The sequence below is a fragment of the Polymorphobacter megasporae genome, from assembly GCF_018982885.2.
GTDB lineage: Bacteria > Pseudomonadota > Alphaproteobacteria > Sphingomonadales > Sphingomonadaceae > Polymorphobacter_B > Polymorphobacter_B megasporae.
The window spans coordinates 1,695,634-1,718,198 of record NZ_CP081848.1 but is presented as its reverse complement, the minus strand read 5'-3'; the positions used below and the strand labels follow the sequence as shown (position 1 = coordinate 1,718,198).

Below are 22,565 nucleotides of genomic sequence, written 5' to 3'. Positions count from 1 at the left end.
CCCGTCGCAGAGCGGTTATAGATCGTCGCGAAAGATTTCGGTCATCGCCGTCGCCGCCGTGTCCCACGAGAAGCGGGCGGCGTTTGCGATGCCGCGCGCGCCGAGATCGGCGCGGAGATCGCGGCTCGATGCCAGAGCGAGGATATGCGCTGCCATGCCCTCGACATCGTCGGGATCAACATAGAGCGCCGCGTCGCCGCCGACCTCGCCGAGACTCGTCAGCCGGGTGGTCACGACCGGCGCGCCGCACGCCATCGCCTCGACGACCGGCAGACCGAAGCCCTCGTACCGGCTTGGATACAGCAGCCCGAGGCTACCGCCGAGCAGTGCCGGGAGATCATCGTCGGGGACGAAACCGGCGCGGATCGTCGCCGCGTTCGACACGGTCTCCGACGCGGCAAATATCGTCGACTTGCCCGCGCCGCCGATAACGAGCAGCCGGTAGTCGGCTGGCAATCGACCGTGCGCCGCCGCCCATCCGGCGTGGACCAACGCGAGGTTCTTGCGCGGCTCGACCGTCGCGAGCGTCGCAAAATACTTGCCCGGCTCGACACCGTAGCGGCGGGCGACCGCCTCCGCCTGCGCGGGCGCGACCGGGTGGAAGGCGTCGCCGACCCCGTTATAGACGACACGGATCCGGTCGCGGGGGATGTCGAGAACCTGCGCTAGCCGCTCCTGCGAATATTTCGACACCGTCACCAGCCGCCGGACGCGCCGCGCCAGCGCCGGCCACAGAATGCCGTAGATGCGCCGAAAGGTCGGCGAGAACCATTCGGGATGATCGAGCACCGCCGCGTCGTGGATCGTCACGACCTGCTCCGCCACCGCGACCGGACCGGTATTGCACGGGCTCCACAACGGCGCGCCGTGGAGGCGCCGCGGCAGGACCAGCTGCTCCCACAGATGGTTGCGCGCACCGCCCCAGTCGCGGTCGGGCACGATCTCGGCAAGCGGCGGGACAATCGCGCGGCAGAGTTCGGTGGCGACCCGCTGGACCCCGGTTTGCGGGCCGACGCGAAAGCGCGCGTTGACGACGACGCCAGCCGTGCCGCCGGACATCAGTGCGGCTTCGACTTGGCGTAGCCGCGGATGCCCTCGATCCGGCCGAGCATCGTCTGGAGGTAATAGCCGACCTTCTCGCGGTCGAGGCGCGCGGCGTACACCAGCGCGCCGAGCGCCGATCGTCCGACCCAGCGTGCCTTTTGCGCGAGCCCGAACCGGTGGAGCGCGAGGACATAGCCCATGCCGCGACCGTAAGCGCGCGCCTTGCGGCGCATCTGCCCGGGAGTCGTCCGCTCGGCCCATGTGACGTCGTGGCCGTAGACAGCCGGATCGTACCAACAGGCGAAGCCCGCCGCCATCGCACGCAGCAGGAAGTCCTGCCCTTCGCACGCCTGCCACGGTGTCGCCGCGCCGACGCCGATCGCGGCATCGTAGCCGCCGATCGCTTCGAGCACGTCGCGGCGGACGAAAGTCACCCACTCGATGCTCGTCGTCCACACCGACGCGCGCGAGATCAGCACGGCGTCGTCGTCGAACGCACCAAGGATCGTCTTGCCGTCCTCGTCGGCCGAGCGCCCGGTTAAGATTGCTGCATTCCTCGCTGACATGATCGCGACGCCACGCTCAAGGAAGTCCTTGGGATACCAGCAATTATCGTCGGGAAAGAGGAGGATGCGGCCGTGCGCGGCGCGCCAGCCGACGTTGCGCCCGATCGACAGGCCGCGCATCCCCGGGGTCGGGATGCGGTTGACCGGAAAGCTGCGCGGGATGGCGGCGATTGCGGCGGCGGCGCCGTCGTGCGCGTTCTGGTCGACGATGACGACATCGAAATCGCGGAAAGTCTGCGCGTCGAGGCTATCGAACAGCCGCGCGAGATCGGCCCCATCACCGAGCGTCGAAACGATCAGTGAAACGGCAGGCGCGAAACTCACAGGTCGAGGATCCGGCGCGGGTCCATTCGACCTCGAACGAGGTCGGCAAGCGCGATCAGATTGCCCGAGAATCGGCCGCGATAATCGAACAGCCGGTGTTCGCGGAGGCTTCGCACCGAATTGCCGAGCAGCGCGCGCCCGGCGAAACGCAGCGCACGCAACGGACCAACGCTGCCCTTGCGCCACAGATAGATCGGGTTGGCGACCTGCGAATAGCCGAAGCGGACCCCGCTGGTGCGCCCTGACTTCGACCCGAGATGAACGCCGCGACAGTCGGGCGTGTAGATGATGCGGCCCTGCGCAACGATCCGCCCGGCAAGGTCCATGTCTTCCTGCCACGAATAGAGGGGCAGGTTTTCGTCGAAGCGTTCGGTGCGCAGGGCCCGCGCGCGGACCGCCATGTTACAGCCGTACAGCGCGGCCATCGGGCGCTCACTGGTTCCCGACGCCCAGTGCGCCTCCGGGGGGCGCCGGCCGGCGATCAGGTCGACCGCGTCCTGCTCGCTCAGCGCATCGCTGCATACACCGTCGCCGAGGACGGTCCCCGACAGTCCGACGACATCGGGCGAGCGCGCCATGACGCCGAGCGCGCGTTCGAGCCAGTCGTCGGCGGGGCGGAAATCGTCGTCGAAGAAAACGATCAGGTCGTCATCGGCGGGCGCATCGGCGCGGTCGAACAGCGACGTGAGCGCGACGTTGCGCTGGAGCGAGCAGCCTGCCGCTCCGGCGACGACGATATCGAGCGCAAGGCCGGGGACGCAGCCGGCGAGACCGGCGACGTCCGCTGCCTCGCTGCCGACGATGTGCACTGCGGCGATCGGCACAGTCTGCCGGGCAAGGAACTGGCACAATGTCGCGGTCGGGCCGGGCCGCCCCTTGGTCGCGACGACAATGAAGATCGACGGCGCGGCGGCGACACGAGGGTCGTCGCGGCGGTGCACAGGATCGGCACTTGCCATCGTCGCACTTACGGCTTTCATCGGCATTATCTTAGTCCGGTCGGCCACCAATTCAATCTACAACATCTGGTCGTATCGTATTAACCAATGTTCGGCTCGGTCGAACTTGGTGACACCAGCCACGCTTTGACAGCGTAACCGCAATGATAATACTCGAAACCGAGGCTGAATTTCTTGAGGACGCATCGTCGATGGATTGTTCGGTCATCATCTGCACGCGGAACCGATCGCGCGAGTTGATAAATGTTCTGACGACGATGGCGGCGATGACCATTCCTCCACATCTCGAGTGGGAGCTCCTGGTCGTGGACAACGGCAGCAGCGACGATACCCCCGCGACGATCGCCAGCTTCGCCGACCGGCTGCCGATAACGCGGGTTTGGGAGCCGAACGCCGGTCTGTCGAATGCGCGCAACGCCGGGGTACGCCACGCGCGCGGACGCCTGATCGTCTGGACCGACGACGACACGCGGGTCGTGCCCGGCTGGCTCGCCGCGTTCTATGCCGCATTCACCGCGCACCCCGAGGCGGCGCTGTTCGCCGGCCGGATCACCCCGGCATTGCTGCCACCGACGCCGAACTGGTTTCGCGACGCCGCCGCCGACCTCCATTATCTGCTCGCGACGCGCGACTTCGGACCCGACCCGGTGCCGCTGTCGATCGAAGGCGAACGCTATCCGTTCGGTGCGTCGGCGGCGGTCCGCGCGGTCGAGCAGCGGCAGTTCTTGTACGACCCCGAACTCGGCGTTGCGCCCGGACGGCGGCGTGGTGGCGAGGAAACTGCAGTCTTCGTCTCGATACTCGCCGCAGGGCACACCGGCTGGTGGGTTCCCGACGCCGAGGTCGAGCACCAGGTCGTCAGCGAGCGCCAAACAACCGGATACATCCGCGAATATTACGGGTCGATGGGCGAGGCATGGGCAATCAGCGGCGCGTCGACCGGACCGATGATCGCCCGCGCACCGTTCGCGACCTGGGCCAAGGTGGTGACGGGCAGCGTACGATACGCCGTCGCGCGCGTGACGCGGAGCTCATCGTGGCAGCGCTATTTGGCGAGCGCGTCTTTCCACCGGGGCGCGCTCGCCTATTTTCGTCGCGCCGATCAGAAGTAGCGTTCGCCGATCCGGATCGTGTCGCCGGGCGCGATCGCGACCGTGCCGGCCCGGAGATCGACCATATGCTCCTTGGGATCACCGGCGCGACGCAGGAAGGCGCGCCGATGGTTGGCGCGATAGGTAAACCCGCCCGCCGACGCCACCGCCTGGTCGAGCGTCAGCCCGACTGCAAAGGGGAACGCCCCGGGACGAGTGACCTCGCCGAGAATGTAATACGGCCGGAAGGTGATGACCTCGGCGCTGACCCGCGGGTCGTTTACGTACCCCGCGGCGAGGCGTGCGGTGATCAGCGCCTGCACCTCCTCGACCGATTTGCCGTCGGCCTGGACGAGCCCGATCAACGGGAAGGCGACGTTACCCGCGGGCGTCAGGCTGTATTCGCCCGATAGACGCTCCTCGCCGAAGACCGTGATCCGCAACTTGTCCCCGGGCGCGAGGTGGTATGCGGCAATGCTCGGCACCGGGGCGGCCACCGGCGGCGCGACATTCGCCGCCGCTCCCAGCATCAGCATCGCGACGGCGGCGAACAGTATCGATCGGGTGAACATCGTATCCAGACTATCCTGCCGTTGCGGGCGCGAGGATAGCGGCCCGTGTCAATTGAACCAAGCACCGATGGCCGTTAACGCTTGCTTTACATGGACTTCAGCCGGCTCGCTGCATCCCTGTCTACGTCTGGAAGTGCGGTCCCTTGCGGCGAAGGCGCCGACTCATCCGCCGAAGACGACCGATGATCTGCGCTTCGAGGCAATCGGGACGTCCGGCAAGCTGCCACAGCACAATCCCGCTCCCGGAATAGACCAACGCACCGAGCGCAACGGTTCCTGCGAGCGCCGCACCGAGCAGGACCGGCGACTGGATCGCCGCCAATCGCGGAGTAACCAACGCCAGCGTCAGCGCCATCGCGCCGCCGCTCGCGAACGGTCGCGCGACGCCAGTAAGCTGGCGCGCGACGGTGACCCCGCTGATCCGCCGGACGAGCGCCATTGTCACGAAGGCGAGCATAACACTCGTGACGATCCGGACGGCGATGACGCCCGCGATGCCGAAGGTCATCGCCGCCAGTGCGATTGCGGGTATCTTGAAGGCTGCCTCGATGACTTTCTGCCTGAACAGGATCTCGGTCCGGCCCTCGGCCATCGCGAGACCAGCGAACGGCGCCACCGCGAGCATCGGTACCGACGCCAGCGCCAGCCAGCGCAACAACGGGATCGCCGCCAGCCATTTACCGCCGAGCAGCAGCCTGACCACGGGATCGGCGAGAAGACTGAGCCCGAGGCACAGCGGCAGCCCGAGCAGCACGATCGTGCTCGACGCCTTAAGATACGCGAGGCGCAGCCGGGTATCGTCGTTCCGAATTAGCGCGAACGCCGCCATCAGCGGCCGCCCGACCGGGACGACGAGCGCGGTTTCGGGAAACGCCGCGAGATCGCTCGCCAGCGCGTAGCGGCCGAGACCGGCGGGTGTCGTGAAATGGCCGAGCAGGAGGCGGTCGCATTGCCAGCTGATCGCGCTGAGCACCTGTGCCGCGCTGCTCCAGCCGAGAAACGAGCGAAACGCCGGCCAATGACTGAGCGACAGGCGTGGGCGGTACGGTGCGAAGCCGAACGATGCCGCCGCGGTTATGGTCGGCGTCGCGACGGTCCCGGCGACGATTGCCCAATAGCTGTGGGTGGTGAAGGCGACCGTCGCTGCCGCGATCAACGCCGCGACCTTGCCGACGATTTCGATGACGAAGTCGCGACGGAAATTAATCTGCCGCGCGAAGATCGCCATGCGCGGACTTATGACCCCGCGCATTGCCGGCGCGAACGCGAGGACGCAGATCAGCGGCGCAAGGCGGTGGTCGCCGTAGATCAGCGCGAACGGCCATGCGCACAGCGCCATCACCAGCGCGAGGACGCCGCCGCGAATGACGCCGAGGGTGAAGGCGGTGTCGAAATGGCCGTGTTCAAGAATTTCGATCCGGACCAGCGCCTGGAGGATCGGCAATTCGAAAACCGCCTCGACGATCAGGAGCAGCGTCATCGCAATCGCGACGAGACCGAATGCCGCAGGATCGAGCAGCCGCGCGAGGATCGCCAGCGTCGCGAGGTCGACCCCGCGCGTGGCGAAGCGTGAGCTGATCAGCCATGCGGCACCGCTGCCGGTACGGGCAGAAATCGGCGGCTCGGCCGGTAGGTTTTCGCCAATCACGCGGAGCAGCCTAGACGCTTGCCCGAAGCCGGGGAAGGCGGTCCGCCGCCCGCTAACCAACCGGCGCGGTGGACAGGGTGGCGCCGATCGGCTTTGTCACAAGCGGATACGCGGCACGGGGGCGGAGTGAGGCACACGGTGGCAGGCGGCAGGCGGGTTGGGGCGATAGTCTTTCTGCTGTGCTGCCCGATCGCCGCGGCGGTCTCCTCCGAATTCGTCAGCGTCGATCGCGACAACATCGTCCTTGCGCGCGAGCGGCCTGAACTCGATGCGCTCGGCATCCCGGCTGGCGGCTTCCGCATCTACCCATCGCTGACGGTCGGCACGATCTACGACACCAATGTCTTCGATCGGGCGACGGGGACCGGCGACGGGTTCCTCCAGATCGGTCCGAAAATCACGGTCCAGTCGGGCTGGAGCCAGAATTTCCTCCGCTTTACCGGCGACGCCGAGATCGAGCGATTTGCCCGCATCCACAGCGAAAACAACGAGCGCTACGGCGTCGATGCCCTCGCCCGCGTCGACGTGACCCATAATATGGTGGTCGAACTCGATGCCTTGTTCGGGCGCCGCGCCGAAACTCGCGGCTCGTCGGGCGATGTCGTGGCGGGCAGCCGTCCAATCATCTTCTACGACGCGGGGGGACATATCTCTTTGACGACGACGGCCGGCGCGGTGACGGCCAAGGGCCGACTCGACCTCGACGATTATCGCTACAACGATGCACAGGTTGGTAACCAATTTTTTTCGCAACGCTACCGCGACCACCGCGCTACAACTGCGCTCGTCGAGCTTAACTTTCCGCTAACCCCGGCGATTAGTGCAGTAACGTCGGCGAGCTTTAACGATTCATCGTATACAAATACTTTACCAGGCTTGGCACCACTCGACTCGAATGGTTTTACAACGCTCGCTGGGGTCCGTTTTGGTGTATCCAGCGTTACCACCGGACAGATTACCGCGGGTTATCTTCGGCAATCGTACCGCGCGGCCGTATTTCCTACGATCGAGGGAGTGAACTATGACGCCCGGATCGTGTGGAATCCGACGACACTGCTGGCGGTTACGGCAACGGCCAACCGGTCGATCGAGCCGAGTCCGATCGCCAATGTCGCCGGAATCGTTGCCGACGGGGCGGGGGCGAAGGCTGACTATGAAGTGCTGCGCAATCTCTTGGTCAATCTCCGCGCCGACTATCTTCGCGAAGCGTATCGCGGGTCCGATCGCCGCGACCGGCGGGTCTCGGCTGGTGCGGGTGTCCGCTATATGATCAACCGCACCCTTCAACTCGGCGTCCAGTACGACTTCCGCGATCAGACGAGCCGCGGTGCCGGCGCGCGGCCGTATCGTGGCAGTGACGTGCTGCTCCAATTGACGGTGCAGCGCTAATGACCGCGCTCGAGCCCTATCGTACCCCGGAGCGGCGCGAGGGTGCCGTTGCCGTATCCGACCGTCGCCGGTCAGACCGGCCGAGCGCCGACCGCCTCGACTTCCGTCACTTCATCGCCGCGCTGCGCCGCCGCCTTGGCCTGCTATTCGGCGTCACCATCGCTGTCGTCGCTGCCGCAGCGCTGTTCGTCACCCACCAGCCATACGTCTATTCGGCAACCGCCGAAATCGTGCTCAACACCCGCGACGACCAGATCGCGCCGACCTCGGCACAGGCAGGATCCGAGCTGCCCAACGCCGACCGGGCCGATACCGAGGTCGAGGTGCTTAAATCGCGCGCGCTTGCCGAAAGCGTCGCCGCGGCGCTGCAACTCGACGCCAACCCCGCGTTCAATCCCACGACCAAAGCCTCCCCCGGGATCGCTGCGGGTCTGCGGACGGCGGTCGGGCTGGGCGGCGCTGCACCGCGCGTCAGGTCACCCGCCGAAACCCAGCGCGCGATCGTCGACACGCTCCAGTCCAACCTCAAGGTGACGCGCTCCGACCAGACATTCGCGCTCGATGTGACCTACAACGCGGCATCGGCAACCGACGCCGCCAGCATCGCCAACGAATTTGCGCGGCAGTATATCGCTGGTCAGCTTCGCCGGAAGACCGACCAGAACCGCTCGGCAATCACGCTGCTGTCATCGCGGCTCGATAGTCTTCAGCGTCAGGCACAGAGCGACGCCGAGCGAGTCCAGGGCTACCGGATCGCGCATAACCTGCTCAGCACATCGGGCTCGTCGCTGACCGAGCAGGAAATTTCGTCGTACAATCTCGCGGTGACGACCGCGCGCGCGCAGGCGGTGGAAGACCGCGCCCGGCTCAACACCGCCCGCGCCCAGCTTCGCGGCGGTTCGAACGGCGGCGACGCCGGCGAGGCGCTTGATTCGACCGTAGTCGGGCGGTTGCGCGAGCGCGAGGCCGAAGTCAGCGGGCGGCTCGCGACCCTGACCGATCGCTACGGCGCGCAATATCCCGATGTCGCCAAGACCCGTAGCGAACTCGCCGACGTTCAGGGGCAGATTAAGAACGAGATCGGACGCATCATCTCGAACCTCGAGGCGCGGGTCAGTGTCTCGCAGCAACGTCTCGATTCGTTGACAGGAAGTCTTGCGACGGCACGCGGCGGGCTTGCCGACACCAATCGCTCGCTCGCAGGTCTCAACGACCTCGACCGCCGCGCCAAGGCATCGCAGGCGGTCTACGAGAGTTATCTCAACCGCTACAAGGAATCGGTCGCACAGGACGGGACCGAACACGCCGATGCGCGGCTGCTCTCGAATGCCGAGCCGCCGCTGATGCCGAGCAGCCCGAAGGTCCTTCTCAGCCTGATCGTCGCCGCCGTTCTGGGCGTGGGCCTCGGCATCGCCGTCGCGATCCTGACCGAACTCCAGTTTACCGGGCTGACGACGTCGGAGGACGTCGAGCGGCGGCTTGGGCTGGCGTATCTCGGCGGGATCCCGCTGCCGACAAGCGTCATGCCGCGGTCGACGTCGCCGGTCGACCTCATCTTCGACGACCCCAAGTCCGGCTTCGCCGAGGTGTTCCGCAGCCTACGCGAGACCCTGCGCCAGGCCGCCGGCGAGGTGCCGCACGTCATTGCCGTCACGTCGTCACTTCCGGGCGAGAGCATCGCGATGACCGCGGCATGCTTTGCCCGCGGCCTGGCGTTGTCGGGCGAGACGACGATCCTCGTCGACTGCGACGTTCGCGAACAGGGAGTCGCCACCGCCTTCGGTCTCTCGAGCCGCCGCACCGACATCGTCGACATTCTCGAGGGCAAGGCCTCGCTCGACGAGGCGATCGTCTTCGACGAAGCGACCGGGCTCGGCCTGCTCCTCGCCGACGCCGCGAGCGACCGCGGCGATCAACTTGTCTTCGGCACACGGGTCGAGGACCTGTTCACCCAGCTCCGGATCCGCTTCAGCTATGTCGTTATCGCCACCGCGCCGCTGCTGCCCGTCGCCGAGACCCGCTCGATCGTCGCGCTCGCCGACGCGACCTTGCTCCTGGTGCGCTGGCGGTCGACCGCTGACCATGCGGTGCGCGCCGCGATGCGATTATTGTCGATCAAGGCGCTCAAGACGACCGGCGTTGTCCTGACCAACATCGATATGCGGCGACAGGCGAAATACGGCGCGAGCGACCAAACCGCGTATTTCGAACACTATAAGACATATTACCGGTGATGCTTGGGGCAGTTCGTGGGGCTTAATATTTTGCCGGCCAAGCCGCGCGTCGCGATCGTGCATTATTGGCTTGTCGGGATGCGCGGCGGCGAGCGCGTGATCGAGCGGCTGATCAAGCTGTTCCCCGACGCCGATATCTTCACCCACGTCTATGTCCCGGGCAAGATGTCGGAGATCATTCGCGGACGCCCGGTGAAGACGACGTTCATCAACCGGCTCCCCGGAGCGGCGAAGCATTACCAGAAGTACCTGCCACTGATGCCGCTCGCGCTCGAACAGCTCGACCTGCGCGGCTACGATTTGGTCATCAGCAGCGAATCCGGGCCAGCGAAGGGGGTTATCGCCCCGCCCGATGCGCTGCACCTGTGTTACTGCCACTCGCCGATGCGGTATCTGTGGGACCACTACCACGACTATCTATCGACGACGTCGGGGCTGTCGAAGCTGGCGATCCCGTGGCTGTTCCACGGCGTCCGCAACTGGGACGTCATCTCGGCGGCGCGGGTCGACACCTTCGTCGCCAATTCGACTTTCATCCAGAAGCGGATCAGCCGCGTCTGGCACCGCGAGTCGAGCGTCGTCCACCCGCCGGTCGAGGTCGACCTGTTCCGCCCGCGCGACGATGTCGAGCCGCGCTACCTGTGGGTCGGCCAGATGACCCCGTACAAGCGCGCCGATATCGCGCTCGATGCCTTCAACGAACTCGGGCTCCCCCTGTTGATGGTCGGTGACGGCAACATCCAGAAGGAGCTGCGCCGCCGGGCCAAGCCGAACATCACGATCGTCGACCGGCTCGACTTCACTGCGCTCCGTGCCGCCTACGCCCAATGCCGTGCCTTGGTCTTCACCGCCGAGGAGGATTTCGGGATCGTGCCGGTCGAGGCGATGGCGTCAGGCCGGCCGGTCCTAGCCTACGGACGCGGCGGTATCCGCGACAGCGTCGTCGAGGGACGGTCGGGGCTATTCTTCAAGGAGCAGACGGTCGCGAGCCTGATCGAGGGCGTTCAGGCGATGGAGCGTTTCCTGCCGCACTTCGACCCCGCCGCAGCGGTTGCCGACGCCGCCCGCTTCGCTCCGGAACATTTCGACGCGGGGATCCGCGCCGCTTTGGCCGGATAACTTCCGATGGTGCCGACGATCTTCGGCGTGATCCTGATCGCCGTCGGCATCGCTTTATTCCTGCGTGCCAGTGTCGTTGCGATGTTCGTCGTCGTCATCGTGTCATCGTTGTTCGGCGGATCGGCGGCATTCATCCTGCCCGCACTTGGCGGGTCGTCGGTTCCGCCGGTCAATATCGCTTTGTTATTCCTCATCCTTCGGATCGTCGTGCCAGGCAGCGGCCAGAGCGATCTTGCTGGTGATTCGCTGCGTGAGAATCTGCCGCTCGCGGTCTTCGTGCTTTACGGGTTCGTCATGGCGTTCGTCGGTCCGCGGTTGTTCGCCGGGGTGATCGAAGTTGCGCCGATGCGACAGGGCAACGGCACGTTGTTCGCCACGGTCGAACTCGCCCCGACGTCGCAGAACATCACCACCGCGGTCTACATGGTCGGCACGCTGTTGTGCGCAGTCGGCGGGTATATCGCGTGTCGCGACTCGCGCGGCCTGCGCGCGCTGGTCGACGCCGGAGTCTACACCGCGTGGGCGCATGTCGTGTTCGGCATCATGTCGGTCGTCGGCAAGGGCGGAGCCATCGGCGAAATCCTGACTTTCTTCCGCAACGCGCATTACGCCCAGCTCGACGAAGAGGTCGGCGGCTTCCTGCGCATCAGCGGCATCCAGCCCGAGCCGTCGTCGTTCGCCATCTTCGGGCTGGTTTGGTTCGTCTTCATGTTCGAGTGCTGGTCATTGAGGGTCAGCCCGCGCCGGACCGGGCCGATCGCGCTGGCACTGCTGCTCATCCTGATCGCCTCGACATCGTCGAGCGCCTATGTCGGGCTTGCGGGATACGGCGGCGTCCGGCTGGTGCTGGCGTTGGGTCGCGGCGGCGGCCGCAAGTGGATCGCCGCGGCGGTCGTCGGCCTCGCCGCTGTGGCGGGACTCGTGCTGCTGGCCTCGTTCAACCCCGGCCTGCTCGACAGCTTCGTCCACATCTTCGACGCCGTCGTCACGAAGAAACAGGGATCATCTTCGGGCCTCCAGCGCGCTTTTTGGGCGCGGCAGGGGTGGACAGTGTTCCTCGCGTCCGACGGCCTCGGCATCGGGCCCGGCAGCTTCCGCTCGTCGAGCATCGCCACCGCCATCCTCGGCTCGACCGGCGTCGTCGGGACGGTGGCCTTCGCGGTGTATCTGTGGCGGCTCGTGCGTCCGCGCCGGGACGACGAGCCCGGCCTCGACGACGAGCGGGCGCGCATCGGCACCGCCGCGATGTGGGCGGCAATGTCGTTCCTGCTCGTCGCGTCGCTCGTTGCCGCCGGGCCCGACCCGACCGCGTTGTTCGCTATCTTCGCTGGTGCCGCGCTGGCCTCGCGCGCAGCGGCGGCGTCGCCGATGCGCGCCAATCGACGGGTCCAGCTTCGCGGCGCGGTGCAGTTCGAAGCCGCAGGCGAAAGACGCCAGCGGTGACCGCGCGGCTCAACGTCTTCGTCCATCTGGCGCGCGACAAGGACGTCGACCAGTGGCGCGCGGCGCGGGCGGCGGGATCGCTCGTCGGGATCAACGACGATACCCCATATGGATATGGCCGCGCCGAGCGGATGGGCTGCAATGTCACGTTCTCGCGCTCGGGTCCGGAGACCTACTTCGCGCAGTTCGTCCGACTCGCGCTGCGCGTCATTCTCGGCTTCGACCTCGTCCACGCGTGGCGGCACCGCGCGGCGATGGCGCAGGCCGACGTCGTCTGGACGCACACCGAATCGCAATTCCTCGGGGTCGCGTGGGTGCTGCCACCGGGACCGAAGCTGATCGGCCAAGCGGTCTGGCTGTACGACCGCTGGGCGCGGCTCGACCCGCTCCGCCGCGCGATGTTCCGGCGGTTGATCCAGCGGGTCGATGTATTGACGACGCTGTCGGACGATAACCTCGCAATCGCGCGCGGCCTGTTCCCGGGCAAGCGTGCCGAAATGATCCCCTTTGGTATCCCCGCCGAGCACCCGCTCGAACCCGCCGTCCGCGAGAACCGCCCGATCCGCGTCATCGCGCTCGGCAACGACCGGCATCGCGACTGGGCAACGCTCGTTGCGGCGGCGCGGGGGACCGATGATATTGCAGTCGAAGTGTTCTCAGGCACGATCGACCGGACCCTCGCCTGCGATGCCCCGAACGTCGTCATCGGCAAGCTTCGGACCAACGCCGACCTCGCGGCGGCGATGGCGCGCGCGACGATGATGTGCGTGCCGCTGTCCGCCAACCACCACGCCAGCGGGATCACCGTCGTCGAGGAGGCGGTGCTCGCCGGACTGCCGGTCGTCGCGACCGACGTCGGCGGACTGCGGGGCTACTTCGGCGACGATGCTGTCCGCTACGTTCCGGTCGGCGATGCGGCGGCGTTGCGCGCGGCATTGCGCGAGGTCGCCGCCGATCCAGCCGTTGCGACCGCGATGGCGCAGCGAGCGCAGGCGCATCTTGTCGCCGCCGGGCTCGATGCCGAGGGCTATGTCCGCCGCCATGTCGAGCTGAGCCGCGAACTCATGGCCGCAAGATGATCCGCGCCACCGTCGCCGCGCTCCTGCTGTCGACCTGCGGTGCCCAGGCGACGATGACCCCGCTTGCAATGTGTGCGTTGCGGCCGGTGTTCACGGAGGACTTCAAGACGCTGGCGATCGCGCCGCATACGCTGGCCGACGGCGCGCGCTGGACCGCGCATACCCCGTGGAACGGCGACTTCGGCGATGCTGCATTTGTCGATCCAGGCGTTGGCGGACCATTCGGACGCGATGCCGAGGGTCTGACGATCACCGCGCGCCGCGACGCCGCCGGACACTGGACCTCGGGACTAATCGCAGCAGGTGACGCAACCGGCACCGGCCCCGGGGTTCGCTACGGCTATTTCGAGGCGCGGATGAAGCTGCCGCCGGGGCCGGGCACATGGCCGGCATTCTGGCTCGGCACCCACATCGTCAACGGCGACACGACACCGTCGGTCGAACTCGACGCGATCGAGTATTACGGCCACAACACCGGCGGCTTCCAGAGCGGCTGGCACGTCTGGCCCGGTGATAAGGGCCCCGGCGGCCTCCACTGGAACAAGGTGCCCGCCGACAGCCTGACGACCGCCTTCCATAATTACGGCGTCCGCGTCGCCCCCGACGTCACGACCTTCTATCTCGACCGCCAGCCAGTGTGGGAGATCCCGACGCCGCCGCAGCACACGCGCCCGCTGTACCCGCTGGTCAATCTCGCGCTCGGCTCGGGGTATCCGATTACCGACACGCCGAACCCGTCGGTGCTTCGAGTGGCGTACGTTCACGTCTACGAACTCGTCCCTGGCCCCTGCCGGTGAAGATCGCGACGTACAACGTCAACGGCATCAACGGGCGGCTGGCGAACCTGATCGACTGGCTCGACCGCGCCAAGCCCGACGCGGTCGCGCTGCAGGAGCTGAAGGCCCCCGACGAGCGCTTTCCCGCTGCAGCGCTCGAGGCCGCAGGCTATGGCGCGGTGTGGCACGGGCAGAAAAGCTGGAACGGCGTCGCCATTCTTGCCCGCGGCAGCGCCCCCGTCGTCACCCGGCGCAGCTTCCCCGGCGACCCCGATCCTGCCCAGAGCCGCTACATCGAGGCGGCGGTCGACGGCGTGCTGATCGGCGGACTTTATTTGCCCAACGGCAATCCGTGGCCGGGGCCGAAGTTCGACTACAAGCTGGCGTGGTTCGACGCGTTCGCCACACACGCCGCCGGGCTTCTCGCCAGCGGGCTGCCGGTGGTCCTCGCTGGCGACTACAATGTCGTCCCGACCGACTTCGACATCTACCGCCCCGGTGCTTTGAAGGGCAACGCGCTGATCCAGCCCGAGGCGCGCGCTGCCTACGCCGCGCTCGTCGCGCAGGGCTGGACCGACGCACTGCGAACGCTCAACCCCGACGAGCCGATGTTCACCTTCTGGGACTATTTCCGTAACGCCTTCCCCCGCGATGCCGGGATGCGGCTCGACCATTTGCTGCTCAGCGAGGCGCTCGCCCCCCGCCTCGCCGCCGCCGGGGTCGACCGCGACGCCCGTGCCGGCGACAAGTCGAGCGACCACGCTCCGGCCTGGATCGAACTTAGACCGTGACCCGCGGCCGCGGGCGACGCTAGTAAGACGGTTATGTGGCAACTCCATCAATTCGCGCTGTGTCCGTTCTCGCGCAAGGTCCGCTTCCAGTGCGCCGAGAAGGGCGTCGCGGTCGAACTCGTCGTCGAGCTGCCGTGGGAGCGGCGGGACAGCTTCATGGAGCTCAATCCCACCGGGCAGACCCCGGTGCTGCGCGACGGGGCGCTGGTCCTCGCCGATTCGGGGGCGATCGGCGAGTATCTCGAGGAGACGGTCGACCGCTCGCCCTTGCTCGGATCGGGGGCGGCCGAGCGCGCCGAAACCCGCCGGATGGTCGCGTGGTTCGAGGGCAAGTTCTACGCCGAGGTCGTCGTCCCCCTCCTCGGCGAGCGGATGTTCAAGCGCGTCTTCGAACGCACCGCCCCCGACGCCAAGGTCATCCGCGCCGCGGCAAGGGCAGCCGAAGCGCATCTCGACTATCTCGACTTCATCCTCGACCACCGCCGCTGGCTGTCGGGCCCCGCGTTCGGCCTCGCCGACATCGCCGCGGCGGCGCAGGTCTCGGTCGCCGACTATCTCGGCGGGATCGACTGGGACGGTCACGACGCGGCGCGGCAGTGGTATTCGGCGATCAAGTCGCGCCCGACGTTTCGTCCGTTGCTCGGCGAGCGGATGGAGGGCCTGCCGCCGCCGGGTCATTATGACAAGCTCGACTGGTGACGGGCCAGATCCCGACCTGCTCCCCTCCCCTTTAGGGGAGGGGCCGGGGGTGGGGGAGTCACCACACGCCGCTCGGCTCGTTACGGCCCCACCCCCGGGCCGTCGCAAGCGCGACGGCTCTCGCCCCTCCCCTGAAGGGAAGGGGAAGCAGGGCGACTTTACCGCTAGCCTCGCCGCCGCCGCGCTCACCCACGGCTTCGCCGCAATCGGCGTCGCCCCCGCCACCGCCGCCCCGCTCGCCGGAGCCCGCCTCCGTGACTGGCTCGCCGACGGCCGCCACGGCGACATGATCTGGATGGCCGAGACCGTCGACCGCCGCGTGACGCCCGCCGCCCTCTGGCCTGAAGTCCGCTCGGTTATCATGCTCGGCACGAGCTACGCCCCCGCGCTCGACCCGCTGCGGCTGGCGGACGAACCGGGACACGCCGCGATCTCGGTCTATGCGCTGGGCAGCGACTATCACGACAGCGTCAAGCGGCGGCTGAAGGCCCTCGGCGGCTGGCTCGCGCGGGAGGCCCCTGCCCCGCTCAAGGTCTTCGTCGACACCGCCCCGGTGATGGAGAAGCCGCTCGCCGAGGCCGCCGGGCTCGGCTGGCAGGGCAAGCACACCAACCTCGTATCGCGCGACCACGGGTCGTGGCTGTTCCTCGGCGCGATCTATACGACGCTGGACTTGACCCCGTCGCCGCCCGGCCGCGACCGTTGCGGCAGCTGCGACGCGTGCCAGCGCGCATGCCCGACCGACGCTTTTCCCCAACCTTATCAATTGGATGCACGTCGCTGCATCTCGTACCTGACGATCGAGCACAAGGGGCCGATCCCGGTCGAGTTCCGGGCTGCGATCGGCAACCGTATCTATGGCTGCGACGACTGCCTGAGCGTCTGTCCGTGGAATAAGTTCGCGGTCGCGGCGCACGACATCGCCTTCGCCCCGCGCGCCGAGCTCGTCCGACCGGCGATCGCCGACCTGCTCGCGCTCGACGACGCGGGCTTCCGCGCCGTGTTCGCCGGGTCGCCGGTCAAGCGGATCGGGCGCGACCGCTTCGTCCGCAACGTCGCCATCGCGGCGGGGAATAGCGGCGACGCGGCGTTGCTCGGCCCGCTGGGGATACTGCTCGACGATCCTGCAACGGTCGTTCGCGGCGCGGCGATCTGGGCGTGGCGGCGGCTCGGCGGCGGCGTCAACCCGGCACGGATCGCGGCTGAAACCGACCCGACGGTTGGGGCGGAATGGGCAAATCCGCTGCTAAGTTCAAAATAAGTTCACACAAACGACGGTGCTTTTTGACCTTCGTTGCTGCCCGGTCGCACGTCGGCCCCAGACTGTAACGGGCCGGCCCTCACGATGAGAAAGAACGTTCGACGCCGCCCGGTGGCGACTTGATCCGCGAACGTCGCATGGGCGGGCGGGTGTAGGACAGCGCTAATACGGATCTGGGGTCCGCTGTTGCCGCGGCGCGGGCGCATTGAGCGTGTCGTTGAGCCAACGGTCGTCGAGGCGCGGCTGGTCCTCATCCCCCGGAGCCGGATCGCGGCGGCGCGGCTGGACGTCGACCTCGCCGCTGTTGTCCGACGTCACCCCCGGCGCAGCGGAGTCGGGCACCAGCCCATAGACCTGGTCGTCGGGTTCGAGACCCAAGTCGGGCGCCGCGACGTCGGTGGTCAACGGTGCGGGCGGGGTGCCGCCGACCGCGCGCGCCATGTACGCGGCGAACGCCCGCGCCGGGGCCCGCCCGCCCTGCAGGCTCGCAACTGGCTTGGCATCGTCGCGTCCCATCCAAACGCCGGTGGTGAGTTCGTTGGTGAAGCCAATGAACCAGCCATCCTTATAGCTACTCGTCGTGCCCGTCTTGCCCGCGAGCGGCCGCCCGATCTGCGCGTTGCGCCCGGTCCCGGTCTCGACCGCCGCCTTGAGAAGGTCGGTCATCTTCGCCGCGACGTACGGCGCGACGAGGACGCGCGGGCTCGGCGCCTCGCGGGTGTAGAGCACCTTGCCCGACGCGGTGGCGATCCGCGTGATCGCGTACGGCCGCGTCTCGACCCCCTGGTTGGCGACCCCGGCGTAAGCTGTGGTCAATTCGAGCAGCTCGACGTCCGACGCGCCGAGCGCCATTGCCGGGCGGCGGTCGATCGGCGTGGTGATGCCGAAGCGGCGCGCGACGTCGGCGACGGTGTCGAAGCCGACACGTTGCGCGAGCTTGACCGCGACGGTGTTGATCGACTCGGCGAAAGCATGGCGGACCGTCACCGTCCCGGCGTAACTGTTGCCGAAATTATGCGGCGACCAGCCGTCGATCGTGACAGGACCATCGACGATCGTGTCGTCGGGCTCGACCCCGTCCTCGATCGCCGCGAGATAGTCGAACAGCTTCCATGACGACCCAGGCTGCCGCCGTGCCGCGACCGCGCGGTTGTAGTTCGAGGCGACATAATCGCGCCCGCCGACCATCGCCTTGACCGCGCCGTCGCGCGCCATCGACACGAGCGCACCCTGCGCCCCGGCGGGCGATTCGGCGGCGATCGCGGCCTCGGCATAGCGCTGCCCGGCGGGGTCGAGCGTCGTCGACACCGACAGCGGCTCAACCGCCTCGTCGGTCAGGTTCTCGACCTGCGCGAGGACCCAGTCGGTGAAGTACCGCACCCCCGACTGGCGCTCCTGCGGCGCAAAGCGAAGCGAGGCGAAGTCGGCGGCGGCGGCCTGGGCGGGGGTGATCGCCCCTGAATCTTCCATCGTCTTGATGACGACGCTGGCGCGATCGCGCGCGCGGACCGGGTCGGCCGACGGCGCATAGCGGCTCGGCGCCTTGACCAGCCCGGCGATGATCGCCGCCTCCTCGAGGCTGAGCGTTTCGGCAGGGTGGCCGAAGAACTTGCGGCTTGCGGCGTCGATTCCGTATGCGCCGCCGCCGAAATAGACGCGGTTGAGGTAGAGTTCGAGGATCGCTTCTTTGGTGAACTTGCGCTCGATCGCGAGCGCGATGACCGCCTCGCGGATCTTGCGGCTATACGTCTGGTTCGACGTCAGGAAGACGTTGCGCGCGAGCTGCTGGGTGATCGTCGACGCCCCCTGCCGCGTCCCGCGCGTCGCATTGCTGCGCAGCGACCGCGCCATGCCGATCGGATCGACCCCGGGGTGGTAATAAAAGCGCCGGTCCTCGACCGCGATCATCGCCGCGGTCATCGTCTTGGGAATGCGCGCGAACGGCAGCCACTCACCGTAGCTCGGCCCGAGGCTGACGAGGACGCTGTTGTCGGCGCCGCGAATCTCGACCGACTGGCCGTTCGGCGACCGCTTGAGCTCGTCGAAACCGGGGAGCGACCCCATTGCGATCGCGACCGAAATGCCGAGGCCGATGACCGCGAGGAGGATGATCGCGCCGCCCCATTTGAGCAGCCCGATCATTAACGCCGAAAACCCGCCGCGCGGGGGCTTGGGCGGGGGTCGGCGAACGGCGGTGCGGGGCGAAGCTGTGGCCATCGAGGTGTATTATGCGGGTAGGCTCGGTTTGGGGTGGCGGCAAGCGGATTGCGAAAGGCTTCGCCGGCTTCGAGCGTCAAACCAGCAGCAGTTGCGCGTCGCCCAACGCCGCGAGGAAGCCGATCATCCCTCCGGTCGCCACCCCCGGCGGCAGCCGCGCGGCGTCGATTCCCGCGTCGGCAAGTCCGGTCTGGCACGCTATCATCCGCACACCGAGTTCGAGCGCGGTGCCGAGCAACGGCCCCGGTGGCGCAAGCACGGCGACGCTCGCCCCGTCGAACAGTATCGAGACGTCGCGCCCCAAGGCAGCGGCGGCGGCAGCGAGCGTCAGCGCGGTGGCAAGACGCGGACCGGCCTCGCTGACGACGATCGCTAGTGGCACGCCGGGCATGCCGGGTCCTTCGCCAAATTTAACGTTCGCATCCGCATCGACAGCGCATCGAACAGCAACAGTCGCCCCGCCAATGTCGGGCCGAAGCCGGTGATCTCGCGAATAACTTCGAGCGCCTGCATCGCCCCCATCACGCCGGTCAGCGCGCCGAGGATGCCCTGATCGGCGCAACTCGTGTCTTCACGCCCCGGGGCATTGCCGACATAGCAGCGGTAGCACGGCAGTCCGGCCTCCCATCCCCGGAACGTCGAAAGCTGCCCGTCGAACGGCCCGACCGCAGCCGAGACGAGGGGTATCCGCAAGGTGACGCAGGCATCGGCGACGGTCAGCCGCGTCGCAAAACTGTCCGATCCGTCGGCAACGACATCGTGCCCGCCGAGCAGCGCGGCGGCGTTGTTCGCGTCGAGCCGGACGCGCTGCGGTGTCACCACTGCGTCGGGGTTGATTCGTGCCAGCCCGTCGCGCGCGCTGTCGGTCTTCGCCCGGCCGACGTCGGCGGTGCCGTGGAGGACCTGGCGCTGGAGGTTCGACAGCGCGACCGTATCGTCGTCGATCACCGTCAGCCGCCCGACCCCGGCGGCGGCGAGGTACATCAGGCACGGCGAGCCGAGACCCCCTGCGCCGACCACCGCGACGCTGCTGGCGAGCAGCTTCGCTTGGCCGCTGCCGCCGATTTCCTTGAGGATGATGTGGCGGGCGTAGCGGTCGAGCTGGTCGTCGGTGAGGCTCACGATCCCGTCGAGCCGAACCCGCCGCTCCCGCGTGCCGTGTCCTCGGCGACGGTATCGACGGCGACCCAGCGCCCGCGGACGACCGGCGCGACGACGAGCTGCGCGATCCGCATGCCGCGCGTGATCGTCACCGCCGCATCGCCGAGGTTGGCGAGCAGCACCTTCAATTCGCCACGATAGTCGCTGTCGATCGTCCCCGGCGCGTTCGCCACCGTCAGGCCGTGCTTGAGCGCGAGCCCCGACCGCGGGCGGACCTGGACCTCGTAGCCGTCGGGGATCGCGAGCTTGAGCCCGGTCGGCACCGCCGCACGCGCGCCCGGCGCAAGAACCAGGTCGCGGTCGAGCGCGGCAACGACGTCCATCCCCGCCGCCCCTTCGGTTGCATAAGCGGGCAAATCGAGGCCGTCAGCGTGGCGCATGATCTCGACGTCGATGACGATTTCGGGGGTCATGCGAATTCCTGTGCGATGCGATCGGCGAGCCGCCGGGCGACCTCGGCCTTGGCCAGCGTCGGCCAGTCCTCGACGCCGTCGGCGGTGACGAGGTGGACGGTATTGGCGTCGCCGCCCATCACGTCGCCCGAGACATCGTTGGCGACGATCCAGTCGGCCCCCTTGGCGACGCGCTTGGCGACGGCATTCGCCACCGTCTCGCTGGTCTCGGCGGCGAAACCGACGACGAGGCGCGGACGGTCGGGGCTGTGGCCGAGCGTGGCGAGGATATCGGGATTCTCGACCATGTCGAAGCGCGGCATCCCCTCCGCCTTCTTGAGCTTGTCGGGCGAGGCGATCACCCCCCAGTCGGCGACCGCGGCGACGAGGACTGCGGCATCAGCGGGCAGCGCCGCCTCGACCGCAACCGCCATCTGCCGCGCGGTCTCAACGTCGATCCGCGTGCAGCCGGGGGGCGTGACGAGCGCGATCGGCCCGGCGACGAGCGTCACCCGCGCGCCGAGTGCAGCCAGCGCGCCCGCGATTGCGAAGCCTTGCTTGCCCGACGAGCGGTTGGCGAGATAGCGGACCGGGTCGATCGGCTCATGCGTCGGACCGGCGGTGACGACGACGTGCCTGCCGGTCAGCGGCTTGGGCGCAAAGTGCAGAGCGATCGCCGCGACGATCGCCGGAACCTCGGGCAGTCGCCCCGGGCCGAACTCGCCGCACGCCATCGGACCGTCGTCGGGCTCGATGACCATCACTCCGCGTTCCCGCAACATCGCGACGTTCGCCACCGTCGCGGCGTGCGTCCACATGCGGACGTTCATCGCAGGGACGGCGATGACCGGCGTGTCGGTCGCGAGCAGGAGCGTGGTCGCGAGATCATCGGCGATCCCCGCGGTCATTTTCGCCATCAGGTCGGCGGTCGCCGGGCAGACGACGATGAGGTCGGCGCTGCGGCTGAGTTCGATGTGCCCCATGCCGCCGCCCTCATCGAGGCTCCACAAATCGCTGTGGACCGGGCTGGCGGCGAGCGCAGACAGGCTGAGCGGCGTCACGAAATGCGCTCCGCCCGCGGTCAGGACGGGCGTGACCGTCGCCCCCTCGCGGCGCAGCGCCCGAACGAGTTCGAGCGCCTTGAATGCGGCGATGCCGCCGCCGACGATGAGCAGAATTCGTTTGCCGTGCATCCCGGCGGTGTAGTCGCCGCGATCGGTGCTGTCATCCCGGCGAAGGCCTGCTTCGCCGGGATGAAAGACGCTTTACAGCGTGACGTGCGTGACCTTGTCGTCCTTCGGCGGCGTCTGCGTCAGATTCGCCTTGGCGACCTTGACGAGCATTGCCAGCTTGCCCGGCGAATCCCAGATCGTCGCATGCTCGGGGGTGACGTGGATCAGGCCCGTCGTCGGCGCCTCGGGGCCCTCGGGCAGCCAAGCCTCGGCGAACGGGTTCCACAATTCCTTCTGCTTCGCCGGGTCGCGGACGACGCGTGCGGTGCCGGTAACCGAGACGTACTTGTTCGACGACGAATTGGCGAAAGCGAGGTTGACCTTGGCGTCGTCCTTGATCTCCTCGGTCTTGTTGCTGTCGATCTTGGTGATAAACCAGATGTCGCCGGCATCCTTGTCGACATACGCGCTCATCGGGCGGCTTTCGAGGCCGTTCGCCGTTTCGGTCGTCAGCATCGCGACGCGGAGATCGTCGATCATGTCCCAGAACTTTGTCGTATCGTCGGTCATCGTCCGGCCTTTTCAATGGTTACGTAACCGGAAGACGCGCGGTCGTTTCGGCTGGTTC

The 22,565-nt window shown here is 67.7% G+C and carries 21 protein-coding genes; 10 read left to right on the top strand and 11 right to left on the bottom strand.

Annotated elements, in window-relative coordinates:
• Positions 1-15 precede the first annotated feature (15 nt).
• Genes KTC28_RS08015 through KTC28_RS08005 form a run of 3 tightly spaced genes read right to left on the bottom strand, consistent with a single transcriptional unit; the run spans position 16 to position 2,914 of the window.
• On the bottom strand, positions 16-1,059 hold the full coding sequence (locus KTC28_RS08015; RefSeq protein WP_216708419.1) for a glycosyltransferase family 4 protein: 1,044 nt from the start codon (positions 1,057-1,059) through the stop codon (positions 16-18).
• Positions 1,059-1,934, bottom strand: coding sequence for a glycosyltransferase family 2 protein (locus tag KTC28_RS08010; RefSeq protein WP_216708418.1), 876 nt, complete (start codon positions 1,932-1,934; stop codon positions 1,059-1,061). Before KTC28_RS08010 ends, KTC28_RS08015 begins: the two co-directional genes overlap by 1 nt.
• Entirely contained in the window at positions 1,931-2,914 is a 984-nt protein-coding gene (locus KTC28_RS08005) for a glycosyltransferase family 2 protein (RefSeq protein WP_216708417.1), read from the bottom strand. Before KTC28_RS08005 ends, KTC28_RS08010 begins: the two co-directional genes overlap by 4 nt.
• 122 nt (positions 2,915-3,036) lie before the next feature.
• On the opposite strand from KTC28_RS08005, the gene KTC28_RS08000 reads away from it, so the two are divergent.
• Positions 3,037-4,005 carry a glycosyltransferase family A protein gene (locus KTC28_RS08000; RefSeq protein WP_216708416.1) on the top strand — a complete coding sequence of 323 codons (969 nt, stop codon included), beginning with the start codon at positions 3,037-3,039 and terminating at the stop codon, positions 4,003-4,005.
• Here KTC28_RS08000 and KTC28_RS07995 read toward each other — a convergent pair.
• On the bottom strand, positions 3,996-4,556 hold the full coding sequence (locus KTC28_RS07995; RefSeq protein WP_216708415.1) for a polysaccharide biosynthesis/export family protein: 561 nt from the start codon (positions 4,554-4,556) through the stop codon (positions 3,996-3,998). The two genes, KTC28_RS08000 and KTC28_RS07995, sit on opposite strands and share 10 nt — an antisense overlap.
• A gap of 121 nt (positions 4,557-4,677) precedes the next feature.
• Positions 4,678-6,204 (bottom strand): lipopolysaccharide biosynthesis protein, encoded by a 1,527-nt coding sequence (locus KTC28_RS07990; protein ID WP_216708414.1) that lies wholly within the window; start codon positions 6,202-6,204, stop codon positions 4,678-4,680.
• Positions 6,205-6,330: 126 nt separating this feature from the next.
• Between KTC28_RS07990 and KTC28_RS07985 the strand changes: the two genes are divergently transcribed.
• From KTC28_RS07985 to queG, 9 genes are all read left to right on the top strand, one after another.
• Positions 6,331-7,593, top strand: coding sequence for an outer membrane beta-barrel protein (locus KTC28_RS07985; protein ID WP_216708413.1), 1,263 nt, complete (start codon positions 6,331-6,333; stop codon positions 7,591-7,593).
• Positions 7,593-9,827 (top strand): GumC family protein, encoded by a 2,235-nt coding sequence (locus KTC28_RS07980; protein ID WP_216708412.1) that lies wholly within the window; start codon positions 7,593-7,595, stop codon positions 9,825-9,827. The genes KTC28_RS07985 and KTC28_RS07980 overlap by 1 nt, the downstream gene beginning before the upstream one ends.
• Before the next feature lie 78 nt (positions 9,828-9,905).
• A complete protein-coding gene (locus KTC28_RS07975) occupies positions 9,906-10,946 on the top strand; it encodes a glycosyltransferase (RefSeq protein WP_216708860.1) in 1,041 nt (346 codons plus the stop codon).
• Between the two features lie 6 nt (positions 10,947-10,952).
• Positions 10,953-12,389 carry a hypothetical protein gene (locus KTC28_RS07970; protein WP_216708411.1) on the top strand — a complete coding sequence of 479 codons (1,437 nt, stop codon included), beginning with the start codon at positions 10,953-10,955 and terminating at the stop codon, positions 12,387-12,389.
• Positions 12,386-13,468, top strand: coding sequence for a glycosyltransferase (locus KTC28_RS07965; RefSeq protein ID WP_216708410.1), 1,083 nt, complete (start codon positions 12,386-12,388; stop codon positions 13,466-13,468). The genes KTC28_RS07970 and KTC28_RS07965 overlap by 4 nt, the downstream gene beginning before the upstream one ends.
• Complete coding sequence (locus KTC28_RS07960) at positions 13,465-14,265, top strand: glycoside hydrolase family 16 protein (RefSeq protein WP_216708409.1); 801 nt, start codon at positions 13,465-13,467, stop codon at positions 14,263-14,265. The genes KTC28_RS07965 and KTC28_RS07960 overlap by 4 nt, the downstream gene beginning before the upstream one ends.
• On the top strand, positions 14,262-15,035 hold the full coding sequence (locus tag KTC28_RS07955; protein WP_216708408.1) for an exodeoxyribonuclease III: 774 nt from the start codon (positions 14,262-14,264) through the stop codon (positions 15,033-15,035). Before KTC28_RS07960 ends, KTC28_RS07955 begins: the two co-directional genes overlap by 4 nt.
• A 33-nt stretch (positions 15,036-15,068) precedes the next feature.
• On the top strand, positions 15,069-15,734 hold the full coding sequence (locus KTC28_RS07950; RefSeq protein WP_216708407.1) for a glutathione S-transferase family protein: 666 nt from the start codon (positions 15,069-15,071) through the stop codon (positions 15,732-15,734).
• 49 nt (positions 15,735-15,783) lie between these two features.
• Positions 15,784-16,995, top strand: coding sequence for a tRNA epoxyqueuosine(34) reductase QueG (gene queG / locus KTC28_RS07945; protein WP_255602368.1), 1,212 nt, complete (start codon positions 15,784-15,786; stop codon positions 16,993-16,995).
• 162 nt (positions 16,996-17,157) lie between these two features.
• On the opposite strand, the gene KTC28_RS07940 is transcribed toward queG, so the two are convergent.
• The 6 genes from KTC28_RS07940 to KTC28_RS07915 form a co-directional block, all read right to left on the bottom strand.
• Positions 17,158-19,212, bottom strand: coding sequence for a transglycosylase domain-containing protein (locus KTC28_RS07940; RefSeq protein WP_439650116.1), 2,055 nt, complete (start codon positions 19,210-19,212; stop codon positions 17,158-17,160).
• A gap of 76 nt (positions 19,213-19,288) precedes the next feature.
• Positions 19,289-19,603: a DsrE family protein gene (locus KTC28_RS07935; RefSeq protein WP_216708405.1), complete on the bottom strand. Its 315-nt coding sequence runs from the start codon at positions 19,601-19,603 to the stop codon at positions 19,289-19,291.
• Positions 19,585-20,334: a HesA/MoeB/ThiF family protein gene (locus tag KTC28_RS07930; RefSeq protein ID WP_216708404.1), complete on the bottom strand. Its 750-nt coding sequence runs from the start codon at positions 20,332-20,334 to the stop codon at positions 19,585-19,587. Before KTC28_RS07930 ends, KTC28_RS07935 begins: the two co-directional genes overlap by 19 nt.
• Entirely contained in the window at positions 20,331-20,786 is a 456-nt protein-coding gene (gene dut / locus KTC28_RS07925) for a dUTP diphosphatase (RefSeq protein ID WP_216708403.1), read from the bottom strand. Before dut ends, KTC28_RS07930 begins: the two co-directional genes overlap by 4 nt.
• On the bottom strand, positions 20,783-21,958 hold the full coding sequence (gene coaBC, locus KTC28_RS07920) for a bifunctional phosphopantothenoylcysteine decarboxylase/phosphopantothenate--cysteine ligase CoaBC (RefSeq protein ID WP_216708402.1): 1,176 nt from the start codon (positions 21,956-21,958) through the stop codon (positions 20,783-20,785). The genes dut and coaBC overlap by 4 nt, the downstream gene beginning before the upstream one ends.
• A 72-nt stretch (positions 21,959-22,030) precedes the next feature.
• A complete protein-coding gene (locus KTC28_RS07915; protein WP_216708401.1) occupies positions 22,031-22,507 on the bottom strand; it encodes a pyridoxamine 5'-phosphate oxidase family protein in 477 nt (158 codons plus the stop codon).
• Positions 22,508-22,565 lie beyond the last annotated feature (58 nt).

Excerpts from the sequence above, each read along its gene's own strand:
- KTC28_RS07975 (WP_216708860.1), top strand. The coding sequence starts at position 9,906 with ATGCGCGGCGGCGAGCGCGTGATCGAGCGGCTGATCAAGCTGTTCCCC.
- KTC28_RS07960 (WP_216708409.1), top strand. The coding sequence starts at position 13,465 with ATGATCCGCGCCACCGTCGCCGCGCTCCTGCTGTCGACCTGCGGTGCC.
- KTC28_RS07980 (WP_216708412.1), top strand. The coding sequence starts at position 7,593 with ATGACCGCGCTCGAGCCCTATCGTACCCCGGAGCGGCGCGAGGGTGCC.
- KTC28_RS08015 (WP_216708419.1), bottom strand. The coding sequence starts at position 1,059 with ATGTCCGGCGGCACGGCTGGCGTCGTCGTCAACGCGCGCTTTCGCGTC.
- coaBC (WP_216708402.1), bottom strand. The coding sequence starts at position 21,958 with ATGCACGGCAAACGAATTCTGCTCATCGTCGGCGGCGGCATCGCCGCA.
- KTC28_RS07995 (WP_216708415.1), bottom strand. The coding sequence starts at position 4,556 with ATGTTCACCCGATCGATACTGTTCGCCGCCGTCGCGATGCTGATGCTG.
- dut (WP_216708403.1), bottom strand. The coding sequence starts at position 20,786 with ATGACCCCCGAAATCGTCATCGACGTCGAGATCATGCGCCACGCTGAC.
- KTC28_RS07940 (WP_439650116.1), bottom strand. The coding sequence starts at position 19,212 with ATGGCCACAGCTTCGCCCCGCACCGCCGTTCGCCGACCCCCGCCCAAG.
- KTC28_RS07935 (WP_216708405.1), bottom strand. The coding sequence starts at position 19,603 with ATGCCCGGCGTGCCACTAGCGATCGTCGTCAGCGAGGCCGGTCCGCGT.
- KTC28_RS07915 (WP_216708401.1), bottom strand. The coding sequence starts at position 22,507 with ATGACCGACGATACGACAAAGTTCTGGGACATGATCGACGATCTCCGC.
- KTC28_RS08005 (WP_216708417.1), bottom strand. The coding sequence starts at position 2,914 with ATGAAAGCCGTAAGTGCGACGATGGCAAGTGCCGATCCTGTGCACCGC.
- KTC28_RS08000 (WP_216708416.1), top strand. The coding sequence starts at position 3,037 with ATGATAATACTCGAAACCGAGGCTGAATTTCTTGAGGACGCATCGTCG.
- KTC28_RS07970 (WP_216708411.1), top strand. The coding sequence starts at position 10,953 with ATGGTGCCGACGATCTTCGGCGTGATCCTGATCGCCGTCGGCATCGCT.
- KTC28_RS07950 (WP_216708407.1), top strand. The coding sequence starts at position 15,069 with ATGTGGCAACTCCATCAATTCGCGCTGTGTCCGTTCTCGCGCAAGGTC.